Raw genomic sequence first — 23,919 nt, 5'->3', positions numbered from 1 at the left:
GCTCCGGGTTCGATCTGCCGATGGCTATTCTGGAAGGGGCGTGAACTCGGTTTCGCCCGGCACCGGCGGGAACCGCTGCTCCTTCCAGGCGGCCTTGGCCTGCTCGATGCGCTCGGGCCGGCTCGATACCAGATTCCACCAGATGTGCCGTTTCCCGATATTGGCGCCGCCCAGCAGCATCAATCGCGCATCCGACTGGGCACGGAGTGTCACCTCTGTGTCCGGGGCGAAGACCAGCATGCGGCCGCTTTCATACGCTTCACCCGCGACATCGATTGTCCCCTCGGCGATATAGGCCGCGCGCTCCTTGTGCTCGCCGGTCAGTGGCAGCGTGCTGCCCGCCGCCATGACCGCGTCCAGATAGAAGGTCGGCGAATAGGTTTTGACCGGCGACGTCTTGCCATAGGCCGATCCCGCGATCAGCCGCAGGCTGACACCGTCGTGCTCGATCATCGGCAGGCTGTCCTTGCCGTGATGGTGGAAGCTGGGCTCGGTCTCCTCGTCCTCCACCGGCAGCGCCACCCAGGCCTGGATGCCGTGCATGGCAAAGCCGCGCGCCCGCGCCTCGGGCGCCGTCCGCTCGGAATGCACGATGCCGCGCCCGGCGGTCATCCAGTTGACGTCGCCCGGCATGATGTTCTGCACCGCGCCGACGCTATCCCGGTGCATCATTTCGCCCTCGAACAGATAGGTGACGGTAGCCAGCCCGATATGCGGGTGCGGCCGCACGTCGACGCCGGTGCCCGGCGCGAACACGGCCGGGCCGATATGGTCGAGGAACACGAACGGTCCCACCATGCGCCGCGTCACGAACGGCAGCACGCGCCGCACCTCGAACCCGCCCAGATCGCGGGGCCGGGGCTCGATGACCAGTTCGACGGGTGAGGGCATGGGAGGGCTCCTTGGGTGGTTTCGTTCAGGATATTTGGGCCCGATGAATAATATCTACCACACAAAAAATCGTCATCCCCGCGCACGCGGGGACCCAGCTCTTCGTAGGGCTCGGACCTTTGTCAGGGCCGTGAAGAAGTTTGTCGTAACCGAACGACACCGCGGCCATCGCCCTTTCCCCATCTGGGTCCCCGCGTGCGCGGGGATGACGCTGATTATTACGCGGTTGCCACACTCACCGGCACGCCGTCGATCACCTGGTCGAGGAACTCGGACAGGCCGTAGCCCACCTTGCCGTTGCAGCGGTATTCGGTCATGCCCTCGGTGATCCGGGTGCTGAGCAGGGTGCCGTCCGGCGAGGTGCGGCGGTTGCGCAGCGGGATCAGCGACAGGACCTTGCCGTCGACGCGGTATTCGCCCTTTTCCGTGCGGCACCAGGCGGTCAGCGACTTCTGGTACCAGTTCTCGTCGAACTCGGCCTCGATGCGCGCGTCCTCGATGGGCCAGTAGCGGCCGTCCTCGAACACCATGCCGCTGGCGCGCTGGCCGTCCGGCGTGCCGGAGACGGTCATCACCATGCCGAAGTCCGGCCCGAAATTCATCGGCAGCCACTTGTACCAGCTGATCGCCTGCCAGTGGCGCGGCCCCCACGACTTGTCGCGCACGCCGTAGCCGTTGACCGTCCATGACCGGCCATCGACCGAGATGGTCCCGGCAGCCGCCATGTGCTGCTCGTAATGGCCGCGCAGAAAGCTCTTCTCCGGATCGAGCGCCAGCTTCGAGCCGTCCTCGTTGACGATCTCGCCGCCATCCATGGGCGACACGCCGGTGTAATCCAGGTTCATGGCGACCTTGACCTTGGGATTTTCCGCGAACGCCTTCTTCGGGTTGGCCATCTGGTGCGGGTCCGACAGCAGGCAGGCGTCGCCCTCGAAGGTGACCTTCAGCCGCTTGAACGGCTCGATGACGTCGATGCGCATGCCGCCCGCGTCCATGGCGTCGTTGTTCGCGATCTCGGCGCGCTTGAAGATGAAGGCCACCTTGCCGTCGGGCAGGTAAAGGCAGCACGACATCTCGGCATAGTGCTCGTTCGGCCGGTTGCCGATGCGGAACCAGCCGCCGATCCGCTGCGCCGGATCGTACATGTTGAAATACATGCTCTCGTTGTAGTTCTTCGCCGCTTCGGGCGTATGCGTGTACTCGTCCTGCGGGTCGAGACGCAGCTTCAGACCGGGCGCCAACTTGGCCATGATGTTCCTCCGTTTGGCACCAGCATAGCGCCGATGTTACCGGATGGAAACTGTGTGCATGTGCGCGCTATGATATGTCCTGATTGATCCGCCGAAAGAACGATCGCTTCACGCCGCGCGATGCCGAAGCGACGATAAGCGCGCGTTCCTCTTCAGTAAGCGAGGACTGTTCGGCCTCGGGAAAACCCGGCGGGCGCCGGCCGAGGATTGCGCCGAAGGCACGGGCGAAAATCCGCAGTTGTGACCATCTGAGGTCCATCTTCAGCCTTCATGCTAGACAGCTGCGTAAGGGCAGCAGTGCGTCTACTACACACCCTGTCCACTATTCATGCTGACCGCGAAATCCGACACGAACGGGTTCCACTTGCGCTCGTTGCCGAAGGTCGACGTGCCGCCGTGGCCGGGGACGAAGGTGATGTCGTCGCCGAATTTCCACAGCTTGTTGGTGATGGCGTCGATCAGGTGGCCGTAATTGCCCTGCGGCAGGTCGGTGCGGCCGATGGAACCCTGGAACAGCACGTCGCCGACGATGGCGATGCGCGATGTGCGGCTGATGAACACGACGTGGCCGGGCGTGTGGCCGGGGCAATGCACCACGTCCAGCACTTCCTCGCCGACGGTGACGGTGTCGCCGTCCTCGAGCCAGCGGGTCGGCACGAAGGTGCGGGCCTCGGGGAAGCGGTATTGTGCCGCCGACTTGGGCAGGGCGTCGATCAGGAACTGGTCGCGCCGGTGCGGGCCTTCGATGGGCACATTCAGTTTCTCGGCCAGATCGGCGGTGGCGCCGGCGTGATCGAGATGGGCATGGGTGATCAGGATCTTCTCGATGGTGACGCCGTTTTCCTCGGCGACCGCGAGGATCTTGTCCAGGTCGCCGCCTGGATCGGTGACCGCGCCGCGCATGGTTTTCTCGCACCAGATCACACAAGAGTTCTGGGCAAACGGCGTGACGGGATTGATGGCGACCTTCATGGCATTGTCCTGCGCGTATCCGTTGTTTAGACACACATAGCGCCGACGGGGGCGCAAAACCAGAGGAAGCGATGCTTGCGCTGCTGCAACGGGTGACGGAAGCCGCCGTTTCGGTGGCCAATCCAGAAGGTAAATGGGAGACGGTCGGGGCGATCGGTCCGGGCCTTCTGGTGCTGCTGTGCGCCGAGCATGGCGACACCGGCGACGACGCCCGCTATTTCGCCGGCAAGATCGCCCGCATGCGGCTGTTCCCGGACGACGCGGGCAAGACCAATCTGTCGGTGCGCGACGTGAACGGCGCGGCGCTGGTCGTCAGCCAGTTCACCCTGGCGGCCGACTGGCGCAAGGGCAACCGTCCCGGTTTCTCCCGCGCTGCCGCGCCGGATGAGGCGAGGGCGCTCTACGAGGCATTCTGCGCGCTGCTGGCGGCCGAGGGCGTGCCCGTCGAGACGGGCCGCTTCGCAGCGTCCATGCAGGTGTCGCTGGTCAACGACGGCCCGTTCACCATCTGGATGGATTCGCGGGAAGCCTGAGCGCCGCCGTGTTACCGTTGACGGGCCTGAGGACACAGGGGAGACGTCGCGCCATGACCGAGACCAGCACGAGCGCGTTGGCCTACTTTACCGATATCGGCAGGATCCTGGCCATTCTCGGCGCCGTGGCCACCTTCGCCTGGGGCGTGTTCCAGTTCACTACGGTCCAGCACCAGCAGGCCGAGACGCGCCGCATCGAGGCGCGCAAGCCGTTCCTCGACAAGCAGCTTGTACTCTACACCGAAGCGACGAAGAATGCCGCCACCCTGGCCACGTCCGACGACGAGGCTGAACTGGCCAGGGCGGCACAAGCATTCTGGTCGCTGTACTGGGGCGAACTGGCGCTGGTCGAGGATCGGGGCGTGGAAGCCGCCATGGTCGGTTTTGGCCGTGGCCTTCAGGCCGGCGCGGACAAGGGCGAGATCAGGCAGTTATCGCTGAAGCTGGCCCATGCCTGCCGGGAATCGCTTGCCGAGTCCTGGGGCGTGGCCGACTGGCATAAGGACCGTTAGGGAGAGAATTGTGAAAGTTTACGGCATCCAGATCCTCGTCGACGATATCGCCGCCGCCCGGGCCTTTTACGTCGATACGCTCGGCCTGAAGCTGGCCTGGGAGATCGCCGAAGTGGGCGCGTTCGGCGTGGAAGTCGAGCCGGTGCAGTTCATCGTCACCAGATCGGACGGAGAATCGGCCATGGGCGGCTCGCCCGGCCGCTTCGTCGGCGTGTCGATCATCGTCGAGGACATGGACGCGACCTACCGCGACCTCACCGCCAGGGGCGTGCCGTTCGTGGGCGAGCCCGAGACGCAGCCCTGGGGCGGGACACTCGCCTATTTCCGCGATCCGTCGGGCAACACGCTGACCTTGATGGCCTAGGATTGCGCGCAGGGAGGTTGCGAATTTCACCGCAGCGTGTAGTACCTGTTGCGCGTGCATGAGCCAGATACGACCGATGCCCCGATGACCGCCAGCGACCGCAATTCCATCGGCCAGTCCGTGATCGACGCGTGCCGCGCCATGACGGCGCTGGGCGTCAACCACGGCACGTCCGGCAATGGCTCGGCGCGCTGGCTGGCAGGCTTTCTGGTGACGCCGACGGGCCTGCGCTACGAGACGCTGACGCCCGCCGACCTGGTCTATGTCACCCTCGACGGCCATGCGCACGGCGCGCGGGCGCCGTCGAGCGAATGGCGCATGCATTGCGACATCTACCGGGCGCGGCCCGAGATGAACGCGGTGCTGCACGCCCATCCGCCCTATGCCACGGCGCTGTCGTGCCTGCGCGAAGGCATTCCGCGATTCCATTACATGGTGGCCGCGGCGGGCGGGCCGGATATCCGCTGTTCGGACTACGCGCTCTATGGCAGCGCCGAGCTGTCGTCAGCCATGGTGACGGCGCTGGAAGGCCGGAAGGCCTGCCTGCTCGCCAATCACGGCATGATCGTGTGCGAGACCGACATGCAGCGTGCCCTGTCGCTCGCCGTCGAGGTCGAGGCGCTGGCGCGGCAATATTGCATCGCCCGCCAGACCGGCACGCCCGTGCTGCTGACCGAGACCGAGATGGACGAGGCGCTGGCGCGCTATGCGACATACGGCAAACAGCCTGGGGGCACGGAATGAAGGTCGAAGGTACGCCGCAGCGGCCAATCAGATTGCATCACGACGGCTGGTCGGTGGACATCATCGACCAGACAAGGCTGCCGCACCGGCTCGAGATCGCGACCATGCGTACGCTGGATCATGCCGCCCACGCGATCGAGGCCATGCAGGTGCGCGGCGCGCCGCTGATCGGGGCGACCGCCGCCTATGGCATGGCGCTCGCCATGCGCGCCGATTCCAGCGACCTGGCCATGGGTATTGCCGCCGACCGCCTGCTGGCGACGCGGCCGACCGCGGTCAATCTGCGATGGGCGGTCGAGGAGATGCTGGGCGCGCTGTTCACCGTGCGCCCGAACGAGCGGGTGGAAGCGGCGTACCGCCGCGCCGCCGAGATCTGCGAAGAGGACGTGGCGACCTGTCAGGCCATCGGCGCCCACGGCCTGACCCTGATCGAGCAGGCCGCCGCCGGCAAGCAGGGCGCGGCGGTCAACATCCTGACCCATTGCAACGCCGGCTGGCTGGCCTGCGTCGACTGGGGCACGGCAACCGCGCCGATCTACATGGCGCACGATGCCGGTATCCCGGTCCATGTCTGGGTGGACGAGACACGGCCGCGCAACCAGGGCGCGTCGCTGACCGCCTGGGAACTGGGCCAGCACGGCGTGCCGCACACGCTGATTTCGGACAATTCGGGCGGCCACCTGATGCAGCGGGGCTTCGTGGACATGTGCATCGTCGGCACCGACCGCACGACGGCGACCGGCGACGTGGCCAACAAGATCGGCACCTATCTGAAGGCATTGGCGGCGCACGACACCGGCGTACCGTTCTATGTGGCGCTGCCGTCGACGACCATCGACTGGACCCTGGATGACGGCTTCGCCATTCCCATCGAACAGCGCGCGGGCGAGGAACTGACCCAGCTGACAGGCCGCACCAAATGGGGCGAGAACGTCACCGTATCCATCGCGCCCAAGGGCACGCCGGTGCGCAATGACGCCTTCGACGTGACGCCGGCGCGTCTGGTGACCGGGCTGATCACGGAACGGGGGATCGCCGAGGCGAGCAGGGAAGGGCTGAAGGCCCTGTTCCCGGAGCGGTCACGCTAGTTCCGGCTGGTCTGGGGCTTTCATCCCGCCGCCGCAGGCAGAACGTGTATCGGATGCCCTGGCGGGGAGAGACGCCTAGCGCGGACCGAGGGCCGCCCGGCCGGAGTCACGGTATTGCCGCGTACGCTGGTCGAGCTCCGCGTTGCAGGTCTCAGTCATGCCCGAGTCGCCGTTGCGGTGAGCCCGGACGAGCATCTCCACCAATTCCCCGCGGGTGCGCCGGGCGAACAGGTTCACGGTTCCGGGATGATTGGCGAGGTGCGCGGTCATGGGATCCACTCTGTGTTGATCTTACTTTCGCCACAATATCGCCGGCCTTCGCCTCATTCAATGGATATTTCAACTTTGAATTGAATTCATCTGCAACCGATCCCTCCCGAAGATTGCCGGGATTAACCGGCCTTCCAGCGCACCTCCGGCCTGTCGCGAAACGCGAAGCGGTCGAGGTGGCGCACGATGACATCCTGCAGCCTTCTGTTGATATCGGCGTCGGCCGCCTGGATGGAGATGGTCAGCGCCTTCTGATCGGCCTCCAGCAGACAGGTGTTGCCCTCGAATTCCATACGGCCCGCGGTCTTCGAGAACTCGACCGGTATCTTGTGTGCGAAGTGTTTGCAGAGTTGCTGCAGGTAACGGCTGGCAAATTCGGTTTCGATCGTCGCGCTGGACCGGGTCATGTGGTTCTCCTTCAGGCGCCGCGGATCTGTTTGGTTGCGGTGCGGATGATGTCGACGATGCTGTCCACCTGGGACTCGTCGAGCGCACGCTCGAACGCCCGGTGACGCAAGGCATCGCGCAATTCGTGCAGGGCGTTGCGCATCTCACGGTGGCGGTGGCGGTGCTTCCAGAAGGCGGCGACATCGCCTTCTGCTTCCGCCGGCTGGGCTTCCCTTTCGGCATGGGCCCTGTCCATGCGCGCAAAAATATCGTCGACGGTGGCCTTGTTGGCCTCGATTGCCAGCAGGCCGTCCGCCGTGACCTCGAACAATTTCTTCGTGCCCTCGCTCCGGGCCACGCGCGCCCAGCCCAGTTCCTCGAGCAGGGTGAGGGTGGGGTAGATTACGCCGGGACTGGGCGTGTAGGCGCCGGCGACCCGGTCCTCGATCTCCTTGATCAGCTCGTAGCCATGACTCGGCTTTTCCGAAATCAGCTTGAGCAGCAGGAAGCGCAGGTCGCCGTGGGCCAGGAACCGGCCGATCCGGCCGCCGCCGCGGCGCATGGCCTCCTGACGGTCCTCCCGCTGGCCATGGCGCATGCCGCGTGCGTGCGACCGGCCGAACAGGGCGTCCTTGAAGTGATGGTGCATCTGGATCCTCATCGTTATAGATATAACGATATATTCGTTATAACTAATAAACAGATATATCTGAATCAGCGCGGCGGCAAGTCCGGAATCGACCTGGGTCTTCCGGTGCCGGTTGACGTGGCGGGGGTTTGGGTCACATAGTGGGCTCGTTCCAGGGGTGCCCGCAGGGCTGAGAGGACGCGGGGAAGAGCCGCGCAAACCCTTCGAACCTGATCCGGGTCATGCCGGCGAAGGGAAGGAGCTTCCGGACACTCCATTTCCCGCACATGGCCTATTTTTGAGCGCGGAGTACCAGCATGAACGACCTCAGCGAAGCCCCGAAGATTTCCGTCACCACCGGCCCCATTCCCGGCTCGCGGAAGATTTATGTGGGCGGCGACCTGCGCGTGCCCATGCGCGAAGTGGCGCTGCACGAGACGGCCAAGGAGCCGCCGGTGAAGCTGTACGACACGTCCGGCCCGTATTCGGATCCGAACGTCAAGATCAACATCTATGAGGGGCTCGAACGGCCACGCAGCGCCTGGATTCTGGAGCGCGGCGGCGTCGAGGAATATGAAGGCCGGCACGTGCGTCCCGAGGACAATGGCGGCGCGTCGGGCAAGAGCCTGGTGTCCGAGTTCCCGAATCTGCGCCGCCCGTTGCGCGCGGTGGGCGACGCCATGGTGACCCAGCTCGAATTCGCCCGCGCGGGCATCATCACCAAGGAGATGGAATACATCGCGGTGCGCGAAAATCTGGGCCGCGAGCAGGCGCGCGAGGAGATGCTGCGCGACGGCGAATCATTCGGCGCCGAGATTCCCGACTACATTACCCCGGAGTTCGTGCGCAGCGAGATCGCGCGCGGCCGGGCGATCATTCCCGCCAACATCAACCATCCCGAAGCCGAGCCGATGATCATCGGCCGCAACTTCCTGGTGAAGATCAACGCCAATATCGGGAACTCGGCGGTCACCTCGTCGGTGGCCGACGAGGTCGACAAGATGGTGTGGTCGACCCGCTGGGGCGCCGACACGGTCATGGACCTGTCCACCGGGCGCAACATCCACAACATCCGCGAATGGATCATCCGCAACTCGGCCGTGCCGATCGGAACCGTGCCGATCTATCAGGCGCTGGAGAAGGTGAACGGCGTCGCCGAAGACCTGACCTGGGAAGTGTTCCGCGACACGCTGATCGAACAGGCCGAGCAGGGCGTCGACTATTTCACCATCCATGCCGGCGTGCGCCTGCATTATGTGCCGCTGACCGCCAAGCGGGTCACCGGCATCGTCAGCCGCGGCGGCTCGATCATGGCGAAGTGGTGCCTGTCGCACCACAAGGAGAGCTTCCTCTACGAGCACTTCGAGGACATCTGCGAGATCATGCGCGCCTACGACGTGAGCTTCTCGCTGGGCGACGGCCTGCGTCCCGGCTCGATCGCCGACGCCAACGACGCCGCGCAATTTGCCGAGCTGGAGACGCTTGGCGAACTGACCCAGGTGGCGTGGAAGCACGGCTGCCAGGTGATGATCGAGGGCCCCGGCCACGTGCCCATGCACAAGATCAAGATCAACATGGACAAGCAGCTGAAGGAATGCGGCGAAGCCCCGTTCTATACTCTCGGCCCGCTGACCACGGACATTGCGCCGGGCTATGATCACATCACCAGCGGCATCGGCGCCGCCATGATCGGCTGGTTCGGCACCGCCATGCTCTGCTACGTGACGCCCAAGGAGCATCTGGGCCTGCCTGACCGCGACGATGTGAAGGTGGGTGTGATCACCTACAAGATCGCCGCCCATGCCGCCGATCTTGCCAAGGGCCACCCGTCCGCCCAGGCGCATGACGACGCGCTCAGCCGCGCCCGCTTCGAGTTCCGCTGGGAGGACCAGTTCAACCTGTCGCTGGATCCGGAAACGGCCCGTCTGTTCCACGACCAGACCCTGCCCAAGGACGCTCACAAGGTGGCGCATTTCTGCTCCATGTGCGGCCCGAAATTCTGCTCGATGAAGATCACCCAGGAAGTGCGCGACTATGCCGCCAAGGGCATGGACGACATGGCCGAGGTGTTCCGCAATTCGGGCGGCGACGTCTATCAGGAACTGGACGAGCTGAAAGCCGTGGCCGACAGCAACAAGGCGCTGCTCGCGGGGGAGTAGGGGCTCCGCTCGCACCGCTTCTCATATCGTCATCCGGGCCTTCGCCGGATGACGACCGAGGGTGAGGCTACCAGTAATCCCGCATGATCTCGGCGGCCCAGTCCGGCTCGCGGATCTCGCCGCGCGGGGCGAAGCCTTTCATCCAGGGCTTGATGTCCAGCACCGGCGTGCCGTCGATGGCGTCCAGGCCGCGCACGGTCAGCGCGGTCCCCTGCACCCTGATCAGCGGGCAGGTGCACAGCCCCAGCCGGTTGGGCCGGTCCTTGCCGCGCTGGGCGAAGATCCCGACCTCGGGCCAGTCCTCGCGGCCTCGCGGATGCCGGGCGCCGGTGTTGACCTTCTCGTCGCTGACCAGGTGGAAGGCGAACAGCACTTCGATATGGGAGAAGGCGCCGAGGCCGGCGAGTGCGTCGGCGCCGAACCGGCCGTCGAGCACGATGCGGCTCTCGACGGCATCCCAGCCGTCGTCGATCGGCTCGGTCCGTTCGTTGCGCACCGTGCCGATGGGCTCAAGCGTGATACGGTTCATCTACGGCTCCCGGTGAGACAGCACCCGTAGTTCGACGTGGAACCGTCCGGGATCGTGTTCGAACACGATACCGGCGGTGCGCTCGGAATGCATCGGCAGAAAATCCAGCATCACCTGGCGCGCCTCGACCTCCTGTCCGTCATCCGTCATGGCAGCCTCTATCGTCACGTCGGCGGCGGTCGATCCGCCCTCATTGACCGCCTTGATCTCGGCCAGGTAGCCACCGCTGGCCGGCCGCACGGTCTCGATCGCCACCGAGATGTCGGGCGGCGTCCCCTTTTCGGTGAGCGCCAGGTGGACCATGTAGCCGATGACTACGAGCACCAGCAGCGCACCGGCGATGGCCACCGCCCATTCCGACCGCGGGATGCTGGCGGCGTCCTGCCAGGGGGATTTCTCGGCGGACATGATTGCTCTCCTAAAGGATCAGCCGGGCGGCGGCGGCGCCCATGGCGGCGGGAAAGCCGAGGACCAGCATGGCCATCGCCGTTTCCTCGAGGCCGGTGCCGTCGGTCCTTCCGAACAGCCACAACGCGATCAGGCTGACCAGCAGCGCGACGGCATAGCCCGTCATCGTGTAGCGGATGAACACGCTCCAGAACGGCACGCCCTCCGGGCGCCGCTCCTGTTGCCCGCTGAACCCCACCGCATAGGTGAACGCGTGCATCAGCGCCAGCGTCAGAAGCGCGAGGATCAGCGCGTGTACCGTGGTCATCTGGTAACTGATCAGCACCATTTCCTCGGTCGGCGCGATGTTGAAGGCGAGGAACAGGCTGCCGACGAGCATGATGAACAGCTTGCTGGCATAGCTGCGCACCCGCTCCTCCACCTGCTCGTCGTTCTGGCCCATCTGGTTCTGCGCCAGCATGGCGCCGATCGCGCCGGGGAGCGCTTGCACCGATACCTTGCCGACGATCTCGTGGACCGACATGCCCGGTTCGATCACCGAGAACAGCAGCATGATCCCGCCCGCGGCCACGAAGCCGACCGCATAGGCGACGAAGGCATCGACCAGATCATTGACCCAGCCGAAGGTCCTCTCGAAGCCGATGTAGTGCGACAGGCCGACCAGCAGCGGAATGCCGCTGGCGAGGAAGACGGCCAGCCGCAGCCGGTCCATGTGGAAGCCCAGCCACCACATCTCCATGGTCATGAACATGGGCAGCGAGAACAGGATGGCGCCGCCGAACGCGCGCGCCAGGCCAACCCGGAAACGGCTGTCCTCGCTCCGGCCGATGGGCTGCGCCGTCATCTTTCCGGCCTGGCGCAACGGTGCATCACCGGATCACGCCTTCTTGCCGCGCCGGCCGCCGATCTGGCCGACGACGATGCCGCCGATGATCAGTCCCAGCGCGACGACCGCGTTCCAGGTCAGCGGCTCGTTCAGGAAGGTGATGCCCAGGACCACGCCGATGACCGGGACCAGATAATTGGTGAAACCGGCGAAGGTCGGACCAGCGGTGCGGACCAGGTAGATCAGCACCAGGGTCGGCAACGCGGTCGAGAAGATAGCGAGGCCGAAGACCGCGGCGACCGGTGGCCACGATACCTGTTCGGGAAGGGCGCCGCCACTGTCCGCCAGCCAGATGGGCACGGACACCAGCGCGGCGATCCACATGACGCCGAAGCCGACCGGGATCGAATGAAAGTCGCTGGCCTTGTCGGCGAGGATGGTGCCGCTGGCCAGCCCCAAAGCCGCCAGCAGGATGGCGGCGGCGCCCCACGCCGCGCCTTCGCCGCCGGAAAGCTGCAGGCCGCCGAACAGCACCACAATGCCGGCAAACCCCACGGCAATGCCGATGGCCTTCCACAAGTGGAACCGCTCGCCGCGCACGAAGGCCTGGGCCAGCATGGCCGTCACCAGCGGCACGATGCCCATCAGGATGGCGGCGGTGCCGGTTTCGACCCGCGTCTGGCCCCAGTTGATCAGCAGGTAGGGGGTGACGTTGCCGATAACGCCCATGGCCGCCATCAGCAACCAGACCTTGCGGCCGCGCTCGACCCGCTTGTGCCGGATCAGCAGCGCCGCGGTGAAGAACAGCGCCGCGATCAGCATGCGGCCGGCAAGCGCCTCGACGGGCGTGAAATCACGCAGGGAGATCTTCACCATCAGGAAGGACGAGCCCCACATCAGCGCCAGCGCCACGAGCAGGCCGGCGTGCCACAAATGGCGGCGCCAGCCGGGACGCGGCGCGGACATGGGTTTCGATTCGATCGGCATAGCGCGGGATGACATGACCTCGACCCTCCGGGCAGTCAACGTACGATGCCGGGATTTGTGCCTGACCGCACCGCTCTTTGGCGCTTGTTTCACCGCACCGGGCCTGTACCATCGTTCGAAAGCGGGGAGACTGAGCCATGCGGTTTGGCGTTTTTTACGAATTGCAGCTGCCGAAGCCCTGGAGCGAGGACGACGAGCACCGCCTGGTTCACGAAGCGCTGGACCAGATCACCCTCGCCGACCAGCTCGGCATCGACTATGCCTGGGCTGTCGAGCACCACTTCCTCGATGAATATTCCCACTGCTCGTCGCCCGAGACGCTCCTCGCCGCCGCCGCCGCGCGGACGAAGACAATCAAGCTGGGCCACGGCATCCGGCAGGTGATCCCGCAATACAACCATCCGGCGCGCACCGCCGAGACCGTCTCCATGCTCGACCTGGTGTCGAATGGCCGCGCCCAGCTTGGCTTCGGCGAGGGCGCCACGCGCATGGAACTGCATGGCTTCAACATTCCCGCCAAGGAAAAGCGGATCATGGCGATCGACGCGATCGAGCAGGTCGCCAACATGATGACCATGACGCCTTATCCGGGCTATGACGGTCCTTACTTCTCCATGCCGGCGCGCAACGTGATCCCCAAGCCCATGCAGAAGCCGCATCCGCCATTGTGGATGGCCTGCTCGAACCGTGACACCATCCGCATCGCCGCCAGCCTGGGCGTCGGTGCGCTGGCCTTCGCCTTCGTCAATCCGGAAGAGGCCCGGCACTGGTCCGACATCTATTACGACACGATCATGAGCGACGCCTGCGTGCCGGTCGGCCATGCGGTCAACGCCAACATCGCCATGGTGTCGGGCTTTTCCATCCATCCGGACCGGTCAGAGGCAATCCGGCGCGGCCAGGACGGCTTCGAGTTCTTCGGCTACGCGCTTGCCTCGCTGGTCACCAAGGACACAGTGCCTGGCCGCACCACCTTGTGGCGCGACTTCCACGATATCCGCGGCAACAAGACCGAGGAGATCGTCCGCACCGCCGCGCTGGATCCGCAATATGCCGCGGGCATCGGCACCGCCGACGACGTGCGCCGCCACATGCACGAATTCGAGAAGGCGGGCATCGACCAGGTCATCCTGCTGCAACAAGCCGGCCGTAACCCGCACGATCAGATCGTCGAGTCACTGCACCGCTTTGCTGACGACATCCTGCCCGAGTTCAAGGCCAAGGCAGAGGCGCGGGAGGCTTCGAAAGCCGAGCGGCTGGCGCCGTATATCGAAGCGGCGCTGCAGCGCAAGACATGGATGGCGCCGCTGTCCGACGATGAAATTCCCGTGATCCGCGCCTCGGTCACCAGGGACAAGTTCGTGGCCAAGCGTCCGGGCAAGGTGGCCCAGAACTGAGTGGCCTATGGGCCTGCTACCGCACGAAAGCGAACGGGCTGGCTGACCGCATGAGCGTTCAGCCGCCTAACGCGGTTCAGTTGCAGGTCCGCGTATGGCATTTGACGCCTTCTTCCTCTACGGCGATCCGTCCCGCAGGCGCGGCATTGCCGGCGCCGGATTTGGCGTCCTGACTGGCGGCGCCGGGCGCAGAGCCGCCGGCCGCGCCGCGCGTGATATCTATTCCGGGTATGGGGTCTCCAGGACTCGCCCTGTGGGCGGCGGCTCCTTCGTGACCGGCGGCGTCCGCTCGCGGCTGGGCTGCGTCCCGCTCTCCGGCGCTGGCAGGCACCACCATCGCGCCCGCGGTCAATGTCACGATGGATGCGCTACGCGCCAGCCGGGATAGGGCGGCGATCGGTCGGGCAATATGGAAACGGTTTGTCATGGCATGCCTCCACTGTTCGGAAAACGGCACCTTTGTTGCGCATTTCACACCCGGTCAGCTTAACCGCTCCGGCGCGGATTGGCGACGGTTGCGGCTTTGACGTTTGACAGCCGTTGGCTGGAACCTGACTCGCTGGCCTTGTTCCGTACTTGGGCTAGTGCGCCATCTGGTCGGCTGGCAGAGCCACCGGTGCAGTGGTCGTGTCGTCATAGGGCAATATGAGTTGCTCGTCGGCCGGCGTCACGGTGGCGTGGCCTGGCTCATCGGCAGTGGCCGGCTCCAGCCCCTCCACATCAGACGCGGCGGAATCCGGCTCCAGCAATTCCGGCTCCAGCAATTCCGGCTCCGATTCCGGCAGCGCAGATGCCGGCACATCCGGCTCTGGCGCCGGGCGCGGCGTTGGCCCACGTAACGATTCCGGCTGGATCATGGGAACCCTGATCGCCGGCGCGGCGGGCGTCTCGGCTGGGACGCTTGCTGGTTCGGATGGCGAGGGACTCGGTGCAGCGTCTGCCGGCGCCGGCACGGGCGACCCGGCGTCGGCGTTGGGGACCATTGCATCGGCGGCCGCGGCCGTCGGCTCGAAAATCGGGCTCGGTGGTTCCTGCGACGGCTCATCGTCCACCGCGGCGGGTGGTTCAGGCGCGCTGTCGGGTGTCGCTGCCGGGCCGGGCTCCCGCGCCGGTTCTGTTTCGGATCGGGGCTCTGGGGTCGAGTCTGCCTGCGGGAGAGTCCCGGTGGGAACGGCGCCTGACAACGGCTCTTCTGGCAGTTCCGTCGCGGGCGCTGCGGAATCGGTTGGGACCGGGGCGGTCACATCCGGCGCGGCCTCGGGCTCCGGTGCAGCGGGTTGCTCGGCCTGCTCCTCGAGATAGCGGGCACGCGCCCGCTGCAGGGCCTCCTCCTGGGGTGACGGCGTGGCTGGCGGTGGCGCGGCATTGGGCGCTTCAGCCGGGGCCGCCGGCTCCGTCAGTGGTTCAGCGGACGGGGCGGTCCCGGCATCCGGCGTGGCAGCCGGTTCCGCCGCAGATGCAGGAGCCACTTGATCCTGGGCGGGCGCCATATCGGTCACCGCCGGCTCAGCAGGCGTATCGGGCGCCGTTGGCTCGGTGGCAACGGCCGGGGGCTCGGTTTCGGGGGCTGGCACAGGTGCTTCCGGCTCGGGCGGGGCGGCCGAAGGCGCGGATTGGGCGCTCATTGGTTCGGATGACGTCGCTGCTGTTGCAGGCGGTTCAGCGGTTACCTCTGGCGGGGCAGGGACTTCGGAATCTGGCGCGGATTCCTCCAGCGTTGTCCTGGGCTGTACAGGCTCGTCCTCGGGTCCGGCGCCCGGTGTGACGGTCGGCGCGGCCAGTTCCGGCGCGGCCAGGGATGGTTCTGGCGCAGCATCCGGTTCCGCAGCGGCGGGCGATGCCGGCGGGGACTCCGGTGCAGGCGGCTCGATTGAATCCGGTCCGGCGGTCTCCGACGGTGTCGGCGCCGGCGTTGCCTGAGGCTCTGGCGGCGCCTCGGCCGTTGGCGCCTGGGCGGCGTCATCGGTGGGCGTGGCCGCCTCGGCGGCGGGCGCCGGCGGTGTATTGGCTTCCAGATATTTGATGCGGGCGCGGCGCAGCGCTTCGGCATCTTCGGCCGATACCGTCGATTTTGGCGCGGGCGCGGGTGCGGGTGCAGGTGCAGGTGCAGCAGCCGGGACGGGCTCGCTATTCTGCTCCGGGATCGCCGGCGTCTCGGCAAGGGTGGGCTCGGGCGCTGACTCGGCCGGCGTCGTCTCCGGCGCCGCGATCGCCGGCGGGGTGGCGGGCGGCAGGGGCGCCGGTTCCTTCATCACGCGCTCGGGAGACGGCGCGGCGGGTGCTGGCGGCGCCTGTCTGGCCTGGGCCGGCGGCGGTGCGGTTTCAGGTGCGCCCAGCAGCCGCTCGGGCGGCAACTCCGGCGGCAGGTCGGGCTCGCGCACCTGTGGTTCCTGGTCCTGTTCCGGGGGGAGTTGCAACGCCGCGGCCTGGCTGGCGATGCGCATCATGGAAGACTGGATGGCGCGGGCGTTTTCCATCACCTGGTCGTCGTCCCTGGCTTCCCACATCACCGAAAAATCGTAAACCAGATTCCCTGCCAGATAGACCTGTCCGTACGGCATCACCGGCTGACCCTGTACGGTGGTGCCGTACTGACCCAGCGTATTGAGCGCGTAGTACTTGAACAATTCCTTGTCGTAGATCGGCCTGCCATCGGATGAGGCGACCATCACGTCGAGCAGCCGCACCTCCACATTCGACAGCTTGCTGGACAGGTAATAGAGAATGCGGCGCAGGATGGCCTGCTGATAGTTCGAATAGCGGCCGCCGTCGTAATAGAAGTTCACCACCAGCAGGGCGCGTTGCGAGTCGGCGATGGCCGTCGCCACGTCGAGGAACGGCATCTCCATCTGGGTGGAGCGGTCCATGCGGAAGAAGAAGTAGGGCGAGCGCCACTGACCGTAATCGTCGATGTTGCCGCCGACGCGGGGTACGTCGGGCGCCCGCGACGGCGCTGGACCGACGGGCTGGGCGTGCGCGGCCGGCGCAAGCGCGATCATGCCCGCCAGGCAGCCGGTCAATATCGCTGCCAACTCACGTCTCATGGATGCCCCGATCTCCTTGATGCGCCCTGTGCATGTTCTCGTATGCCTGCTCGCCGGATGCAAGGACCCGGCGCGCTAGACCCCGGCGCGGGCGGGAAAGCCCCCCGCATGGCCGACCGCGCTGTCGGTCCGGCGGCCCAGAATGTCTTCCAGCCAGGCCGCGCCCTCGACCAGCGTGTCGAGATCGAGACCGGTAGCGACGCCGCCGCGCTCGAGCATGTAGACCACGTCCTCGGTGGCGACGTTGCCGGTGGCGTTGGGCGCAAACGGGCAGCCGCCCAGTCCCGCCATGCTGGCATCGATGGTGTCGACGCCGGCCAGCCACGCCGCCCAGGCGTTGGCGACGCCGGTGTGACGGGTGTCGTGGAAATGGACCCTGGTGGGAATATGGGGGATTGCATCGTTCAGTCGTCCCAGCAGGTCCGTGACCTGCGGCGGGATGCCCACGCCGATGGTGTCGGCCAGTCCGATTTCGGCCGGCTCGCCCTCGGCCAGCCGCTTGGCGATGTCGACGACATGTGCCGGGTCGACCTCGCCTTCGAACGGGCAACCGAACGAGACCGCGATCGTCGCCTGGGCACTGATGCCGTCCTGCCGGGCCAGCCTGAGGATGTCGAGGCCTTCGCGGACGGAGTCGTCCGAGGTCTGGCCCTGGTTGCGCTGGCCGAACGTGTCGGTGGCGATGGCGACGAAACCGACCTGGTCGACGCCGCGGCGGTTGCCCTCGCGCGTCGCCAGCGCCCGCAGATAGCCGCGCTTGTTCAGCACCAGGCCGATATATTGCACGTCGGCGATGTCGGGCAGGGCCGCGACCACGGCCTCGGCGTCGGCCATGCGCGGCACCTTGCCCGGATGCACGAAGCTGGCCACCTCGATGCGCCGGGCGCCTGCAGCGATGGCGCGCCGAACCAGCTCCACCTTCTGGGCGGTGGAGAAAACGACCGGTTCGTTCTGCAGTCCATCGCGCGGGCTGACTTCGAGAATGGTGACCTGGCGCATGCTCTTATGTATATCGGTCACAGGGACTTGGCGGAAGTCGTAACAGGAGCAACCATGGGGCATGATGAGGCATTTGGCGCCCTGCAGGGTCTGCGGGTGATCGAGTTGGGCCAGCTGATCGCCGGGCCGTTCTGCGGCCAGCTGATGGCCGATCACGGCGCCGAAGTGATCAAGGTCGAGCAGCCGGGCTTGGGCGATCCGATGCGCGAATGGGGCCGCAACAAGCCGGTATGGTGGTCGGTGATCGCCCGCAACAAGAAGTCGGTGACCCTTAACCTGCGCACGAAGGACGGCCAGGACCTGTTGCGCGAGCTGGTCGCCAGGACCGATTTCCTGATCGAGAATTTCCGCGCCGGCACGCTGGAAAAGTGGGGCCTGGGTTATGACGAATTGTCGAAGATCAACCCGGGCCTGATCATGATCCGGGTGTCGGGATATGGACAGACCGGTCCTTATTCACCCCGCGCCGGCTATGGCTCCATCGGTGAGGCCATGGGCGGCATGCGCAACCTGGCGGGTGATCCCGGCACACCGCCGTCGCGTGTCGGCCTGTCGATCGGCGATTCGCTGGCCGCCACCATGGCGTGCCTGGGCGCGGTGATGGCGCTGCACCGGCGGCATCTGACGGGGCGCGGGCAGGTGATCGACAGCGCCATCTACGAGGCGGTGCTGGCGATGATGGAATCGACCATTCCCGAATACACCGAGGCCAATTTCATCCGCGAGCGCACCGGCGCCGTGCTGCCCAACGTGTCACCGTCCAACGTCTATCCCACCAGCGACGGCGACATCCTGATCGCCGCCAACCAGGACAGCGTGTTCGGCCGGCTGTGCGAGGCCATGGGCAAGCCCGAGCTTGCCGTCGATCCGCGCTATGCCACCCATACGGCGCGCGGCAAGCACCAGGAAGAACTGGATGCGCTGATCGGCGAGTGGACGAAGGATTTTCCCGCGAAGTACCTCGCCGACCTGATGGAGGAGAACGGCGTGCCGGCGGGCAAGATCTACAAGGCGCCCGACATGATGGCGGACGAGCACTTCAAGGCCCGCGACGCCATCGTCCACATGCCCCATCCGGACTTCGCCAACATCCACATGCAGAACGTGTTTCCCCGGCTGTCGGAAACGCCCGGCAAGATCGCCTGGGTCGGCGAGCCGCTGGGCGCCCACAACGAGGAGATCTATGGCGGGCTGCTCGGCAAGTCGGATGAAGAACGTGCAGCGCTGGAGGCGGCGGGGACGATCTAAGTCCCCTCATCCTTGATGCTGGTCTTGCACGCCCAAGGGCACCTTCCTGCCATCCGGTGACGGGTGTCCGGCATCCCGGCTTATCGGCCGCAGGTAAACCAGCCGAACACCATGCCGGCGGCCAGCATCACCGTCAGGTTGACGGCGGTGGACAACAGGCCGACCAATAGGCGGTCGCGCAGGGTTCGCATCGGGCCGGCGACGGCGCCGATGGTGGCGAAGGCGGGGGCGGCGAGCAACAACCAGGCGCCAGGACCGCGTTCGCAGGCGATGCCCGCGCCAAAGCCCATCGCAATGATCGCCGAAGCCGCCGCGGGCAGGATCAGGCTGCGCCACGCAAGGCTGCCTGATTGCTTGCCCACGAGTTCCGGCTCGGGGATTTCGTCGTCGTAGCGCTGCATTTGACCGTGCCCCTCTGTGGACGGCCAGCGTATCACATCCGCGCGGCGATGCCCGCGCATAGCGCGGACGTGAAGCCGGCCGTTCCCAATGGACCGCCCAGATCGGCAGTGTGGGTCGCGGGATCGGCGATCAGCGCATCGATTGCCGGCTCGATCAGCGCGCCGGCAGCCGTCAGGTCCGGCCTGCCGCGCATGCGGCCCAGCCAGCCGAGCAGCAATCCGGCCGACAGGATGAGCGATGCCGGGTTGGCCGTGTCCCGGCCAGCGATGTCGGGTGCCGATCCATGCTGGGCCTGGGCCATGCAATGGCTTTCTCCGGCATTGATGGAGCCGGCCAGCCCGAGACTGCCCGACAGTTCGGCGGCCTCGTCGGACAGGATATCGCCATACATGTTGGTGGTCACGATCACGTCGAAACGGGCGGCGTCACGCACCAGCATGGCGGTCATGGAATCAACGAGTTGTTCGTCATAGGTCACGCCTGGAAAGCGGGCGGCCATGGCGCGCGTCTCGCGCAGGAACAGACCGTCGGACACCCGCAGCACGTTGGCCTTGTGGACGGCGGTGACATGCCGGTTGCGCTCCATGGCCAGTTCGAAGGCTGACCGGGCGATGCGGGCGCAGGCCTGCGCGGTAATCTTGCGCACCGCCAGCGCCATGTCGGGCGTCGGCATGAACTCGCCGGGTCCCATATGCATGGAGCGGTCGGCATAGAAGCCTTCCGTGTTCTCGCGCACGATCACCAGGTCCATCGGCGTGCGGCCCCAGAATGTCACGCCCTCGCGGGAGCGGGCAGGGCGGATGTTGGCATAGAGGTCGAGCGACAGCCGCAGATCGCCCGATACGTTGACGCCGCCATCGGCTGTTGGCGGATAGTCGTTATGCGAGATCGGGCCGAGGATGATGCCGTCGGCGGCCATGGCCGCATCCCTCGCGGCCCTGGGGAAGGTCGTGCCATTGCTCGCCAAGGTGGCCAGGCCGATGCCGTGGCTCTCGAAGGTCAGGCCAAGTCGGAGACGGTCGTTCAACAGCGCGAGCACCGTCAGGGTCGCATCGCAGATTTCCGGACCGATGCCGTCGCCGGGCAGGACTATGAGGTGCATCGACGCCTTCTTCTCTTACTCGTCATTCCCGCGCACGCGGGGATGACGATAGTTTTTAGAGTTTTCAGATAGTTAGAGCGGCGGCAGGATCTTCAGCGCCCGCAGCCTGTCGAACCAGTGGGCGAACATGTCCTCGGTGTCGATGCAGTCATGGAAGCCCATCTGGCGTGCCTTGATGGTGCTGACGATGGCGGGCGGCGGCGCGCGGTCGCGGCCGGTGGCGCCGATACCGTCGACATAGTGGAAGGAGTCGCCGACCAGTTCTTTGATGGAGTGCGGCCTGAGGCCGTGGCGCCGCACCAGGTCCTGCCAGACGGCTTCGTATTTCGGCATCTCCTCGGCGAGGAACAGGCTCTCGGGTTTGCCGGGGTCCATGCCGAAACAGCGCGCGATGGCGGGCCAGACGCCAGGCCAGGTGAACACGTCGCCGTTGGTGACGTTGAATATCTGGTTGCCGCAGGCAGGCTCGTGCGCCGCCCAGGCCAGCATCCGGGCGACAATCCGGGCATCGGCCGCTTCCATCACCACTGGCGGGCCGCCCGGATAGGACAGCGGCAGCCCCAGTTCACGGCGGATGGCGGCATAGACGCCGATGGCGGCGATGGGGTTCATCGGCGCGCCGACGGCGTGGCCGAACACGATCTGCGGCCGGATCACCGTCCAGGTCCAGGCCTTGCCGGGCTGGCGCTCGCGCAGGTAGTCCTCCTGCAGCCAGTAGAAGTTCTCGTGGTTGTCGCGCGGCCGGTTCTCGCGGGCAGGCACCTCGATGGGCTTGAAGTGGGCGCCATAGGCCTTGGTGCCTTGCAGGATGGATACCTGACGCAGGTCCTTCGCCGCCCGCTCCAGCGGCTCGAACAAATTGGCCAGCATGGCCAGGTTGGTTTCCATCTGGTCGCGCTCGCGCCAGCCGGCGAACAGGCCGGGCTTTTCGTAGAGCGCGGCGAAAACCAGGTGCGTGACGTCCGCCATCGCGCCAATTGCGCGGGCGCAGGCGTCACGGTCGGTCAGGTCGACCGAGATCAGCTCGGCGCTCGCATCGAGGTCGTCGGGAATGCGCCGCGAGACACCGACCACATCCCAACCCCGCGCCGAGAACTCCTCGATCGCGGCACGTCCCACCAGGCCGGTCGCGCCGGCCACCAGCACCTTGTTGTTTGCCATCTGGTCTCTCCCTTTGGATGCAATATAGTCGGGGCCTGTCCAAGAAGGGGAGAGACGAATGGACGCGGACATCCAGAAGGTGATCGACGACTACAAGATCCGGCAGGTGCTGTACCGCTACACGCGCGGTATCGACCGGGGTGACGCCGAGCTGGTCAGCTCGGTCTATGACGAGGAATCCACCGACGACCACGGCGGCTACAAGGGCCCAGGCAAGGCGTTCGGACCCTATGTGACCAAGGCGCTGGCCGAGCACACGGAATCAACCTCGCACACGCTCAACCAGTCGATCATCGATATCCATCACGAGACCGCCAAGTCCGAGACCTGGTTTGTTGCCTATCACGTGCGCAAGGATGGCGACACCACCTATCTGGACCGGTTCGGCGGCCGGTACCTGGACAAGCTGAAGAAGCGTAACGGTGAGTGGCTGATCATCAAGCGGGTGGTGGTGCGCGACTGGAGCACGACCGAAAAGGTGGAAGGCTCGTACTACAAGGCCGAGGATTTCGAGCCCGGCAAGCGCTCGAAGGAAGACCTGGCCTATACCCTGTCGTGACCGCGCGGCGGCGGCGCATCCTGCTCGGGGTGCTCGCCGCCCTGGCCGCGATCCTGGCGCTCGCCGCCTGGAAGCTGCCCGGTATGGGCCAGCTCGCCATCGACACCAGCGCCAAATGGGCCTGCCAGTGCCGTTACATGGATGGCGGCGGGAGTGAGTTCTGTGTGGCCGAGGACCCGTTGGGCTTCGGTGGCACCGGATTCAGGTTTGACCCCGACAACCGGCAGGTGACCGCGTCGATCTGGGGATTGGTAGAGGCCACTGGCCGTTACGAGCCGGGCCGCGGCTGCATGGTGCGTTGATGCGGTTGCTGGCGGCAGTGCTGATCCTGATGCTGGCCGGGGCTGGCCCGGCGCAGGCGCTCACGCCGCTGCCACCGCAACGGGACGATGTGCCCTGGCCCGCCATGGACTGGCCCGAAGGGCCGCCACAGCCTGATGTGGATACCGCGACACTGGATGGTCTCCTTCGCCGCGCATGGGCCGAGAGCGAGACCGTGCCGGGCCTGCGGGCGGTGATCATCATCCATCGCGGCGTGCTGGTCGCCGAGGGCTATGCGCCCGGGTTCGACCGCAACAGGAAATTCCTGTCGCAGTCGGTCGCCAAGACCGTGCTGGGGGCGCTTGCCGGTATCGCCGTGGGGGGCGGAACGCTTGACCTCGACGGCCCCGCGCCGGTTCCGGCCTGGGCCGATCCAGGCGACCCACGCCATGCGATCTCTATCCGCAACCTGCTGCGGATGAACGACGGCCTCGACTTCAACGAGGCCTATTTCAACCCGTTCACCTCGGACGTCCTGCCCATGTTGTTCGGCAGGGCGCGGGGGGACATGGCCGGTTTCGCGGCAAGCCGCCCGCTGAAGACGCCGCCGGGCACACGGTGGTCCTATTCCAGCGGCACGGCCAATCTGCTGTCGGGCATCGTGCGCGATGCGGCCGGCGGCACGCGGGAGGCCTATCTGGCCTTCATGAAGCGCGAATTGTTCGATCCCATCGGCATGGCCAGCGCCGAGCCTGAATTCGACGCGGCCGGGACTTTCGTGGGCTCGTCCTGGCTGCATGCGACGGCAAGGGACTGGGCGCGTTTCGGGCTTCTGATGCTGCGCGGCGGGGTGTGGGACGGCCGGCGGATTTTGCCGGAAGGCTGGGTCGATTTCATGCGCACGCCGCAGCCGGACGGCGATTACGGCGCCATGACCTGGCTGAACACCCGGCAGCCCATGCGCCTGCCGACCATTCCCGCCGACGCGTTCATGGCAAGCGGCCACCGCGGGCAGGTGATCGCCATGATCCCGTCGAAGGATCTGGTGGTGGTGCGGTTCGGGCGCACCGGCTATGCCCGCTACGAGGCGCTGTACAACTGGCTGGGCCAGGTGATGGCGGCGTTTCCGGATGTCTCGCAATCTGGCGTAAATCCTTGAAAATATCGTTATCCCCGCGCCTGTGGGGATGACGATCGA

General features: G+C 66.2%; 27 protein-coding genes and 1 riboswitch. Of the genes, 11 read left to right on the top strand and 16 right to left on the bottom strand.

Features of this window, described 5'->3' with window-relative positions; translation table 11 throughout:
• Window positions 1-24: 24 nt before the first annotated feature.
• The 4 genes from WJU21_RS03550 to WJU21_RS03535 form a co-directional block, all read right to left on the bottom strand.
• Window positions 25-891 (bottom strand): pirin family protein, encoded by an 867-nt coding sequence (locus WJU21_RS03550; RefSeq protein WP_346321998.1) that lies wholly within the window; start codon window positions 889-891, stop codon window positions 25-27.
• 218 nt (window positions 892-1,109) lie between these two features.
• Window positions 1,110-2,141, bottom strand: coding sequence for a hypothetical protein (locus WJU21_RS03545; RefSeq protein WP_346321997.1), 1,032 nt, complete (start codon window positions 2,139-2,141; stop codon window positions 1,110-1,112).
• 67 nt (window positions 2,142-2,208) lie between these two features.
• On the bottom strand, window positions 2,209-2,400 hold the full coding sequence (locus tag WJU21_RS03540) for a hypothetical protein (protein ID WP_346321996.1): 192 nt from the start codon (window positions 2,398-2,400) through the stop codon (window positions 2,209-2,211).
• Window positions 2,401-2,447: 47 nt separating this feature from the next.
• Entirely contained in the window at window positions 2,448-3,113 is a 666-nt protein-coding gene (locus WJU21_RS03535) for an MBL fold metallo-hydrolase (RefSeq protein WP_346321995.1), read from the bottom strand.
• 71 nt (window positions 3,114-3,184) lie between these two features.
• Here WJU21_RS03535 and dtd point away from each other — a divergent pair, with 71 nt between their 5' ends.
• From dtd to mtnA, 5 genes are all read left to right on the top strand, one after another.
• Window positions 3,185-3,646: a D-aminoacyl-tRNA deacylase gene (gene dtd / locus WJU21_RS03530; protein WP_346321994.1), complete on the top strand. Its 462-nt coding sequence runs from the start codon at window positions 3,185-3,187 to the stop codon at window positions 3,644-3,646.
• A 53-nt stretch (window positions 3,647-3,699) separates the two neighbouring features.
• Window positions 3,700-4,158: a hypothetical protein gene (locus tag WJU21_RS03525; protein ID WP_346321993.1), complete on the top strand. Its 459-nt coding sequence runs from the start codon at window positions 3,700-3,702 to the stop codon at window positions 4,156-4,158.
• A 10-nt stretch (window positions 4,159-4,168) separates the two neighbouring features.
• Window positions 4,169-4,522, top strand: coding sequence for a VOC family protein (locus WJU21_RS03520; RefSeq protein WP_346321992.1), 354 nt, complete (start codon window positions 4,169-4,171; stop codon window positions 4,520-4,522).
• An 84-nt stretch (window positions 4,523-4,606) separates the two neighbouring features.
• Window positions 4,607-5,266 carry a class II aldolase/adducin family protein gene (locus WJU21_RS03515; protein WP_346321991.1) on the top strand — a complete coding sequence of 220 codons (660 nt, stop codon included), beginning with the start codon at window positions 4,607-4,609 and terminating at the stop codon, window positions 5,264-5,266.
• The gene (gene mtnA, locus WJU21_RS03510; RefSeq protein WP_346321990.1) at window positions 5,263-6,354 is read left to right on the top strand and encodes an S-methyl-5-thioribose-1-phosphate isomerase; all 1,092 of its coding nucleotides are present in this window, start codon (window positions 5,263-5,265) and stop codon (window positions 6,352-6,354) included. The genes WJU21_RS03515 and mtnA overlap by 4 nt, the downstream gene beginning before the upstream one ends.
• Window positions 6,355-6,429: 75 nt before the next feature.
• On the opposite strand, the gene WJU21_RS03505 is transcribed toward mtnA, so the two are convergent.
• The 3 genes from WJU21_RS03505 to WJU21_RS03495 all read right to left on the bottom strand — a co-directional run bounded on the left by WJU21_RS03505 (window position 6,430) and on the right by WJU21_RS03495 (window position 7,660).
• Complete coding sequence (locus WJU21_RS03505; RefSeq protein ID WP_346321989.1) at window positions 6,430-6,624, bottom strand: hypothetical protein; 195 nt, start codon at window positions 6,622-6,624, stop codon at window positions 6,430-6,432.
• Window positions 6,625-6,746: 122 nt separating this feature from the next.
• Complete coding sequence (locus WJU21_RS03500; protein WP_346321988.1) at window positions 6,747-7,031, bottom strand: DUF2218 domain-containing protein; 285 nt, start codon at window positions 7,029-7,031, stop codon at window positions 6,747-6,749.
• An 11-nt stretch (window positions 7,032-7,042) separates the two neighbouring features.
• On the bottom strand, window positions 7,043-7,660 hold the full coding sequence (locus WJU21_RS03495) for a PadR family transcriptional regulator (RefSeq protein ID WP_346321987.1): 618 nt from the start codon (window positions 7,658-7,660) through the stop codon (window positions 7,043-7,045).
• A 143-nt stretch (window positions 7,661-7,803) separates the two neighbouring features.
• Window positions 7,804-7,914, top strand: a riboswitch (TPP riboswitch).
• A gap of 42 nt (window positions 7,915-7,956) precedes the next feature.
• On the opposite strand from WJU21_RS03495, the gene thiC reads away from it, so the two are divergent.
• A complete protein-coding gene (gene thiC / locus WJU21_RS03490; protein WP_346321986.1) occupies window positions 7,957-9,798 on the top strand; it encodes a phosphomethylpyrimidine synthase ThiC in 1,842 nt (613 codons plus the stop codon).
• A gap of 67 nt (window positions 9,799-9,865) precedes the next feature.
• On the opposite strand, the gene WJU21_RS03485 is transcribed toward thiC, so the two are convergent.
• From WJU21_RS03485 to WJU21_RS03470, 4 genes are read right to left on the bottom strand one after another with little or no spacing between them, the layout of a single operon-like run.
• The gene (locus tag WJU21_RS03485) at window positions 9,866-10,327 is read right to left on the bottom strand and encodes an SAM-dependent methyltransferase (RefSeq protein WP_346321985.1); all 462 of its coding nucleotides are present in this window, start codon (window positions 10,325-10,327) and stop codon (window positions 9,866-9,868) included.
• Window positions 10,328-10,735: a hypothetical protein gene (locus WJU21_RS03480; protein WP_346321984.1), complete on the bottom strand. Its 408-nt coding sequence runs from the start codon at window positions 10,733-10,735 to the stop codon at window positions 10,328-10,330.
• A 10-nt stretch (window positions 10,736-10,745) separates the two neighbouring features.
• Complete coding sequence (locus WJU21_RS03475; RefSeq protein WP_346321983.1) at window positions 10,746-11,579, bottom strand: TIGR02587 family membrane protein; 834 nt, start codon at window positions 11,577-11,579, stop codon at window positions 10,746-10,748.
• A gap of 33 nt (window positions 11,580-11,612) precedes the next feature.
• Window positions 11,613-12,563 (bottom strand): DMT family transporter, encoded by a 951-nt coding sequence (locus tag WJU21_RS03470; RefSeq protein ID WP_346321982.1) that lies wholly within the window; start codon window positions 12,561-12,563, stop codon window positions 11,613-11,615.
• A gap of 122 nt (window positions 12,564-12,685) precedes the next feature.
• Between WJU21_RS03470 and WJU21_RS03465 the strand changes: the two genes are divergently transcribed.
• Window positions 12,686-13,945, top strand: a complete 1,260-nt coding sequence (locus tag WJU21_RS03465; protein ID WP_346321981.1) for an LLM class flavin-dependent oxidoreductase — start codon at window positions 12,686-12,688, stop codon at window positions 13,943-13,945.
• Between the two features lie 581 nt (window positions 13,946-14,526).
• Here the strand turns inward: WJU21_RS03465 and WJU21_RS03460 are convergent.
• Entirely contained in the window at window positions 14,527-16,989 is a 2,463-nt protein-coding gene (locus WJU21_RS03460) for a hypothetical protein (protein WP_346321980.1), read from the bottom strand.
• A 75-nt stretch (window positions 16,990-17,064) separates the two neighbouring features.
• Window positions 17,065-18,009 carry a hydroxymethylglutaryl-CoA lyase gene (locus tag WJU21_RS03455; RefSeq protein WP_346321979.1) on the bottom strand — a complete coding sequence of 315 codons (945 nt, stop codon included), beginning with the start codon at window positions 18,007-18,009 and terminating at the stop codon, window positions 17,065-17,067.
• 33 nt (window positions 18,010-18,042) lie between these two features.
• Between WJU21_RS03455 and WJU21_RS03450 the strand changes: the two genes are divergently transcribed.
• Window positions 18,043-19,236 (top strand): CoA transferase, encoded by a 1,194-nt coding sequence (locus tag WJU21_RS03450; RefSeq protein ID WP_346321978.1) that lies wholly within the window; start codon window positions 18,043-18,045, stop codon window positions 19,234-19,236.
• A gap of 80 nt (window positions 19,237-19,316) precedes the next feature.
• On the opposite strand, the gene WJU21_RS03445 is transcribed toward WJU21_RS03450, so the two are convergent.
• The 3 genes from WJU21_RS03445 to WJU21_RS03435 form a co-directional block, all read right to left on the bottom strand.
• Window positions 19,317-19,637, bottom strand: a complete 321-nt coding sequence (locus WJU21_RS03445) for a hypothetical protein (protein WP_346321977.1) — start codon at window positions 19,635-19,637, stop codon at window positions 19,317-19,319.
• Window positions 19,638-19,669: 32 nt separating this feature from the next.
• Entirely contained in the window at window positions 19,670-20,740 is a 1,071-nt protein-coding gene (locus tag WJU21_RS03440) for an isocitrate/isopropylmalate family dehydrogenase (protein ID WP_346321976.1), read from the bottom strand.
• A gap of 72 nt (window positions 20,741-20,812) precedes the next feature.
• Complete coding sequence (locus tag WJU21_RS03435) at window positions 20,813-21,901, bottom strand: SDR family oxidoreductase (RefSeq protein WP_346321975.1); 1,089 nt, start codon at window positions 21,899-21,901, stop codon at window positions 20,813-20,815.
• 58 nt (window positions 21,902-21,959) lie between these two features.
• On the opposite strand from WJU21_RS03435, the gene WJU21_RS03430 reads away from it, so the two are divergent.
• The 3 genes from WJU21_RS03430 to WJU21_RS03420 are packed head-to-tail and all read left to right on the top strand — an operon-like array spanning window position 21,960 to window position 23,880.
• Window positions 21,960-22,460, top strand: a complete 501-nt coding sequence (locus WJU21_RS03430; protein WP_346321974.1) for a nuclear transport factor 2 family protein — start codon at window positions 21,960-21,962, stop codon at window positions 22,458-22,460.
• Window positions 22,457-22,762 (top strand): hypothetical protein, encoded by a 306-nt coding sequence (locus WJU21_RS03425; RefSeq protein ID WP_346321973.1) that lies wholly within the window; start codon window positions 22,457-22,459, stop codon window positions 22,760-22,762. Before WJU21_RS03430 ends, WJU21_RS03425 begins: the two co-directional genes overlap by 4 nt.
• The gene (locus tag WJU21_RS03420) at window positions 22,762-23,880 is read left to right on the top strand and encodes a serine hydrolase (protein WP_346321972.1); all 1,119 of its coding nucleotides are present in this window, start codon (window positions 22,762-22,764) and stop codon (window positions 23,878-23,880) included. The genes WJU21_RS03425 and WJU21_RS03420 overlap by 1 nt, the downstream gene beginning before the upstream one ends.
• The last annotated feature ends 39 nt before the right edge of the window (window positions 23,881-23,919 follow it).

Origin of the sequence: Emcibacter sp. SYSU 3D8 (assembly GCF_039655875.1) — a bacterium.
Taxonomy (GTDB): Bacteria; Pseudomonadota; Alphaproteobacteria; order SMXS01; family SMXS01; genus RI-34.
The sequence above is the reverse complement of the archived record's forward strand: the minus strand, read 5'-3'. Positions and strand labels throughout refer to the sequence as shown.